The following is a 6,288-nucleotide window of genomic DNA, read 5'->3' on the forward strand; positions in this document are numbered from 1 at the left end:
CTAGGTCGTGTCTGTTAATTGTGTACTCGGTGGAATGTTGTGATCGCTCCTAGTAGTACCCCGCCGAGGAATGTGGTGGCGTACTTGTCGTAGCGGGTTGCGATGCCGCGCCAGTGTTTGAGGCGGTTGAAGCCGCGTTCCACGGTGTTGCGTTCCTTGTAGATTGCCTGATCGAAGGCCGGTGGCCTTCCACCGGCTGAGCCTTTGGCCTTCCGGCGTTCAATCTGATCTGAGCGCTCCGGGATGGTGTGCCTGATCCGGCGGGACCTCAACTCGGTGCGCGTGGAGGGATGGGAGTAGGCCTTATCGGCGAGCAGCCGGAACTGCGTGGCGTCTTGAATCTTATGGGCTTCGAGTAAGGGCACCAGTTGCGGATTATCACCGGCCTGGCCGGGAGTCAGCAGCATCGTGACAGGCGCGCACGCCCGGTCGGTAAGAGCATGGATCTTTGTTGTCAGCCCGCCTCGAGAGCGTCCGATCGCGTGGTCAGCCGGCTCGCTGGGCAGAAACTTGTAACTCGGCACTGCCCCCTGTGTGGTCTGGATCGACCGTCACCTTGGGCGCTCCGGCAGCATGCTGATGTGCCCGAACACTGGTCGAATCAACGGAGAGCAGTGACTCCAACTCCGTGTCCTGGGCACCGGTTGCCGTCTTTACCGCCGCGAACATCTGCTCATAGGACCCGTCGACAGACCACCGCCGGTGGCGCTCCCACACCGACTGCCAGGCACCGAACTTAACCGGCAGGTCACGCCACGGCGAACCGGTGCGAAAACGCCAGCAAATACCCTCAAGCGTCAAACGGTGATCGTTCCAGGGCCGCCCTCGCCGGCCCCCTGCAGTCGCGACTACAGGCTCAATCACCGACCACAACTCATCTGAAATAACATTCGCACGAAGCATCCATCCAGCCTCGAACATCCAAAGCCGAATATTTAGCAGACACGCCCTAGTCAACACGTCGGGCGCATGCCTCACTCATCCCTGTCCTCCGCGACCTTACCGGCCGCGTCCTCACCGCTCCTTCGGTTGGATGCAACCGTCTGTGCTGGCTTCTTCAAGTCCACGATCAGCATGTTTTCGTCGCGTTCAGGGACCCACCTCTTTGCAATCGACGTATCTATGCCAATGAACTTGGTGAACATCGTGCCGGCGATCAACACGATGCCCTTTTTCTGCCCTTTTGTTCCGGCGGGGCCCTGCCTGCGAGTCGGGTAGGCGTTGGGATCGGTCAACTTGGCAGCTTGGATGGCTATGAGCTGGTTCTCCTCATCCCATAGGAACTCGACAGCCTCCGGCTCGTCGATCAAAGCAAAGGCGGCTTCGTTCAGTGAGAACATGCCACGCTTCTGGATCGTTACCGTAGGGACTGTTGGCGCCGGAGCGCTCCCCTTCTCGAAAACTTTGAAAGCCATCCTGGCTGCCTCTTTCCCTTTCGCTATTCCGCGCCCGTAAGGCGCCTGAAAAGATTCTAACGCATAGTATCGATGGGTGCGTTCATGGAGGCGATGGAAAATTTCAGTTACTCGGGTCAGCCATACCGAGAAGTTAGTGACCTATGTCACCAGCTCGAGAAATTGAGTGTGGCTATCAGTTGCTCGTTCCGCATGGATAGATCAGCACTTCACGTTCAAAGCACTTTCACCGAGTCGTTGAATTGGTTACAGGAAGGTCTGGACAACTACGGTCAAGTTAGAGCCACTACTAACTTGCGTCAGATCCGTACTTACTTCTGCACGCTCTGGCCCCGGCTTAGAACAGGAGCTCATCTCTGCAGATCCCCTTCCCGGGACGGGCACTCCTGGCTAGAGGTAGCGGGTGCCTTGGAGAAGATGCCGGCCAGCAGTACTCCCGCTGAATACATGGAAAGTCCGCCAAGACTCTAGGCCGGCAATGGGCAAGGTGCTGGCCGCAGCGATCGATACATCCTGTTCTGAATTTCTGCTCCGACCGGCAATTTTGCCGTTGCCTCACGATCTCAGCACATTCAGGCGCACCGTACGATACCCATTTCAGTTGTACAGGCACCCTGCGGTGACGAAGGCGATTGTCGCTGCGGGCCGAAGATCCGGCGGACGATTTTCTTCATAGGAGCATTCAGCCGCGGCCTGTAGCGAGCGAAAATATCGCCTTCTCGACCTGGACGGGAGTTCGTCCATGTCGCTCCCCCCAAACGCCTAGTGTTTCCAGATACTCCGCGTATGAAGCGGACTTGTTGGGATTCAAGCGAATGAACGCGTTTTCGCGCATCCAACGGACTATTTGCTTATCGAGAATCGGGGCAGCGTTGGCGTCGTCGGGCCCCTGCAACGACGAGCAGAAGTACAGCCATTTCGTGAAGTACGAGGGGCCCAGATGCTTGATTCTGCCATCGTTGTTCATAAGCCTGAAGGCGTCTAACGGCCCGTTCTCACGGACTTTTCGGGAACCAGCCTCCAACCGCTCGACCACAGACGCGTCAATTGGCAGATGTCGGGCGGGCGCGCTCCTATCGTCGGTTTGGGTCAGTACCCATCTAGTACGCAGTGGACCTAAACCTGTCGTGCCCCAACCCCAAATCATCGCAGGGACGAAAGCAGACAGCACACGCCCCTGAGCAAGTTCGTGCAACACAACGTCACGCGTAGACTGTCGGTCAACTCGATCCGGAAGTTTGTCCAGGATCTCGAGCACGTCAGCTAGGTCATGTAGTTCCTTCCGCCACTTATCGCGATGCCAGGGGAAGGATTTTTGCGGTTTCGGTTCTTCTCCCAGCAATCCTTCAAGGAGAGGTGGAACATCAGGCGTCATGCTGCCAGTTTTGCGTATGCCACCCAACGGCATTAGCAACGCCACGGCAAATGGTCTCTGATCGGACGCGTACGTTTTTGCCGGTGCAGTATGCGCAGGAGCAGTTAAGCCGGCTGGAAAACTTCCGCAGCCCCTACGGGATCCATCAAAGTGCACCCGTTCGATGGCTCGCTGGATTCTTGTTGGAGCAACTCGGCGCCCGCGAATCCCCGCCTCATGCCTCCGGACCGCAAAGTATGGGGTTTTTTATAGCTGAACGCTTTCCGCATCAAATTCACTCGGCAGTTAACCCGAGGACAGTCAGGTGTGTCAGGTTGAGATCTTTGACGTTCTTCGTCCTGTGTCAGAAATTGTTGAGTTCTGATCCTATTCTGACGGTTTCTCCTCTACCTTCCTGACGTCAGGTTGGGGTGTGCCCTCACAGACGTTCTCGCGTCAACTGACCCAGCGCCATACGCAACAGATCTCGAGAATAGGGGAGCATCGGGCACGCTCTCCCGCTGATGTGGGATTTAGGGCACAAAGGTATGAGACACGTCCGTCGAGGACACAGGTCGGCGGCCCACGGGGGAATTCCTCACGCTGGTGTTACTGGCCTAAATTTTTGGTTCTCGCATTGGGGAGGGCACCAGCTCCTTTCTGTCAGTCGGGGAGGTGGGAGCGGATGTTGTACTGAAGTTTTCGGTTATGAAGTCCTCGATTCGGACGGGCCCGGTGGAAGTCTCCTCGGCCAGCGCGGCAGGTTGAACAATCGTCCGGCCACGTGTCGCCGACAGGACATAGGAATCCGCGACTCGTCCTTGGGGGCAGGGCGAGAATATTTTGGCCCCATGATCTGCGCCGGGGTTAAAAGTAATTAAGCAGATTCACCTTCGGGACGAAAATGCGCAAAAACCTGGTATCCGTCACATCGGAGAAGTAGCTGTCGAGACGATACGGCGTCCGCTGAAATCCAAAGAATTGTCTCATCATGCATGACGGCCTCGACTGTTCCCTTGCGGAAAAATTTACCGTCTTTCCAGATTTCAACACGCTGCCAGAGCCCGGTGCCAATCTGGTTGTAGGTGAAGATCCATTGTCGCTCCCTTCAACTTACGCCAGTTGATGTTCCAGGTTGTTGTAGGCCTGCAGTGAGGCACCGTAGCCGTTGCGATGATTGATGATCCGGGTGATCATCCGGCGCCTCACCGCAGGAATTTGCGGGCAGTAGCGACTGCCGGTTAGAGGTGCCGTTCCTGCACGCCGTTGTATTCGCTCAGCGGCCGGATCAGGGAGTTGGAGTCCAGCTGTTCCATGATGTGCGCGGTCCAGCCGGTGATCCGGCTGGCTACGAACAGGGGAGTGAACGTGGGGGTGTCGAAGCCCATCAGGTGGTAGGTGGGCCCCGCCGGGTAGTCCAGGTTCGGCTTGATGGCCTTGGCTTCATCCATCGCCGTTTCCAGGCCGTTGTACAGCCCCAGCAGTTCGGGGCGGCCGTAGTGGGCAATCATTTTGTCCAGGGCAGCCTTCATGGTGGGGACCCGGGAATCGCCGTGCTTGTAGACGCGGTGACCGAAGCCCATGACCTTCTTCTTCTGGGCCAGGGCATCCTCCATCCAGGCCTTCGCCCGCGCCGCCGCTTCCTCGAGGGACTCCTCCTGCCGGATGCCGATCTCGTCGAACGTGTGCATCACGGCTTCGTTCGCTCCGCCGTGCAGCGGACCCTTGAGCGCGCCGATGGCTCCGGTCACTGCCGAATGCAGGTCCGAGAGCGTCGACGTGATGACGCGGGCGGTGAACGTGGACGCGTTGAAGGAGTGCTCGGCGTACAGGATCATCGAGACGTTGAAGGCCTCCACCACCTCCGGTACCTGTTCCTCGCCGAAGGCCATCCACAGGAAGTTCGCCGAGTAGCCCAGGTCATCGCGCGGCTCCACGAGGTCCTGGCCGTGGCGGCGGCGCCTGTCGTAGGCCACCACTGCGGGCATGGCGGCGAACAGGTCAACGGCCTTGGCCATGTTGGCCTCGCGTGAGGAGTCCTCTGCCTGCGCGTGCCGGGCCCCCATCACGGAGGCCGCGGTCCGGCAGACATCCATCGGGTGCGAGGTCACCGGCAACGCGTCGATGACCTGCTTGACCACCGGGTCAAGGGCACGGCCCGCGCGCTCCCTCGCGGTGAACTCCGCCAACTGCTCCGAGGTGGGCAACTCGCCGTTCCAGAGCAGGTAGGCCACTTCCTCGAAGCTGCACCGGGCGGCCAGCTCCTGGACCGGGTAGCCGCGGTAGAGCAGGGAGTTGGTGTCAGGGTTGACCTTCGAGACGGCGGTGTAGTCCACCACGACGCCGGCAAGGCCCTTTTTGATCTCATTTTCAGCCATTGCTGAAACTCCTTTGTTCCTAAAGCCTGGTGTCCGGCGAATGCCGGCGTTCCGGTGTGGTGCCAGGGCGGGATGTCAGGTTCCGGGGATCCGGAAATTGAACACCCCCGCGTCAAAGTGGTTGCACGCCTCATGATCCACCAATTTGTAGAGCTGGGCGCTGGTGAGCATCTCAGCCCCGCGTGCCCACTGGGTTCCCAGGCGCTAGAGCTTGATCTTCCGACCCTGTCGGCAGAGCGAAGTGCCCGCTCCGGCCTTTACGGTGTGGAGGGCGTGACCCAATTCATGAGCGTAAGGAACTCGCGGCAGGTCTTGACCAGGGCGTCGTTGCAGACCGGAACGAGGAACGACTGTGCGGCGTAGGCGTGCACGAGGTCAGCGAAGTCGGCCACTTGGACCGGCACACCTGCCGCTTTGAGCTTGTCCGCGTAGGCCTGTCCCTGATCGTGCAGCGGATCGTTGCCGGAGAGGCCGATCACCGCTGGTGCCACGCCCGCGACATCCTCGGCGGCGATGGGCGATGCCCGCCAGTCGGTTGAGGACTCAGCGCCAAGATAGGAACGGACGCTGTAATCGACGTTGACAGCGCGCAGCGCCGGGTCGCGGTCTTTGCGGTACGACTCGGCATCGCGATAGGTCGGGCCGAGGTCTGTTGCAGGGTTGAACAGAAGCTGTCCCGCGAGGATCCCCTCGTCCCGCAGCGCCAGTGCCACCGCTGCGGCGTAGTTTCCGCCGGCACTCTCTCCCGCAATGGCGAACGCCTCACTGCGCCCGCCGAGCTCACCGACGTTATCAGCCGCCCAGCGGGTAAGGAAAAGTGCATCCTCGTAACCGGCCGGGAAGGGGTGTTCGGGTGCCAGCCGATAGCTGATGCTGACTACCACCGCGCCCAGGTACGCGGACAGGCGCTCTGTCACCGGCCCGACAGCGGCCGGGGAGCCGACGACCCAACCGCCACCGTGGATGAAGACAACCGTCGGAACGGGGCCCTCACCAAGCGGTCGATGGATCCGCACGCTCAGAGTGCCATTCGGCGTGTCAATCTGACGCTCCTCCGTGGACGCGAGCTCCGGTCCGGGCGTTCCCGGAGGCAGCGGTGCCGCGGACATCTCCCGGAGCTGGTCGACGGTGATGGTGCTGA

Annotated in this window: 4 protein-coding genes and 1 pseudogene; all 5 read right to left on the reverse strand. The window is 60.0% G+C overall.

The annotated features are described in order from the left end of the window. Window positions 1-14 precede the first annotated feature (14 nt). A pseudogene (locus ACTJK0_RS21255) lies at window positions 15-903 on the reverse strand (IS5 family transposase). A 71-nt stretch (window positions 904-974) separates the two neighbouring features. Then, window positions 975-1,340 carry a hypothetical protein gene (locus ACTJK0_RS21260; protein WP_223995483.1) on the reverse strand — a complete coding sequence of 122 codons (366 nt, stop codon included), beginning with the start codon at window positions 1,338-1,340 and terminating at the stop codon, window positions 975-977. Between the two features lie 757 nt (window positions 1,341-2,097). Then, window positions 2,098-2,790 carry an 8-oxoguanine DNA glycosylase OGG fold protein gene (locus ACTJK0_RS21265; RefSeq protein ID WP_223995481.1) on the reverse strand — a complete coding sequence of 231 codons (693 nt, stop codon included), beginning with the start codon at window positions 2,788-2,790 and terminating at the stop codon, window positions 2,098-2,100. 1,220 nt (window positions 2,791-4,010) lie between these two features. Further along, window positions 4,011-5,147: a bifunctional 2-methylcitrate synthase/citrate synthase gene (locus ACTJK0_RS21270; RefSeq protein WP_440746534.1), complete on the reverse strand. Its 1,137-nt coding sequence runs from the start codon at window positions 5,145-5,147 to the stop codon at window positions 4,011-4,013. A gap of 257 nt (window positions 5,148-5,404) precedes the next feature. Beyond that, the coding region (locus ACTJK0_RS21275; RefSeq protein ID WP_440746535.1) for an alpha/beta hydrolase at window positions 5,405-6,288 on the reverse strand (884 nt) is incomplete at its 5' end.

The organism is Paenarthrobacter sp. 22069 (genome assembly GCF_052046035.1).
Lineage (GTDB): Bacteria > Actinomycetota > Actinomycetes > Actinomycetales > Micrococcaceae > Arthrobacter.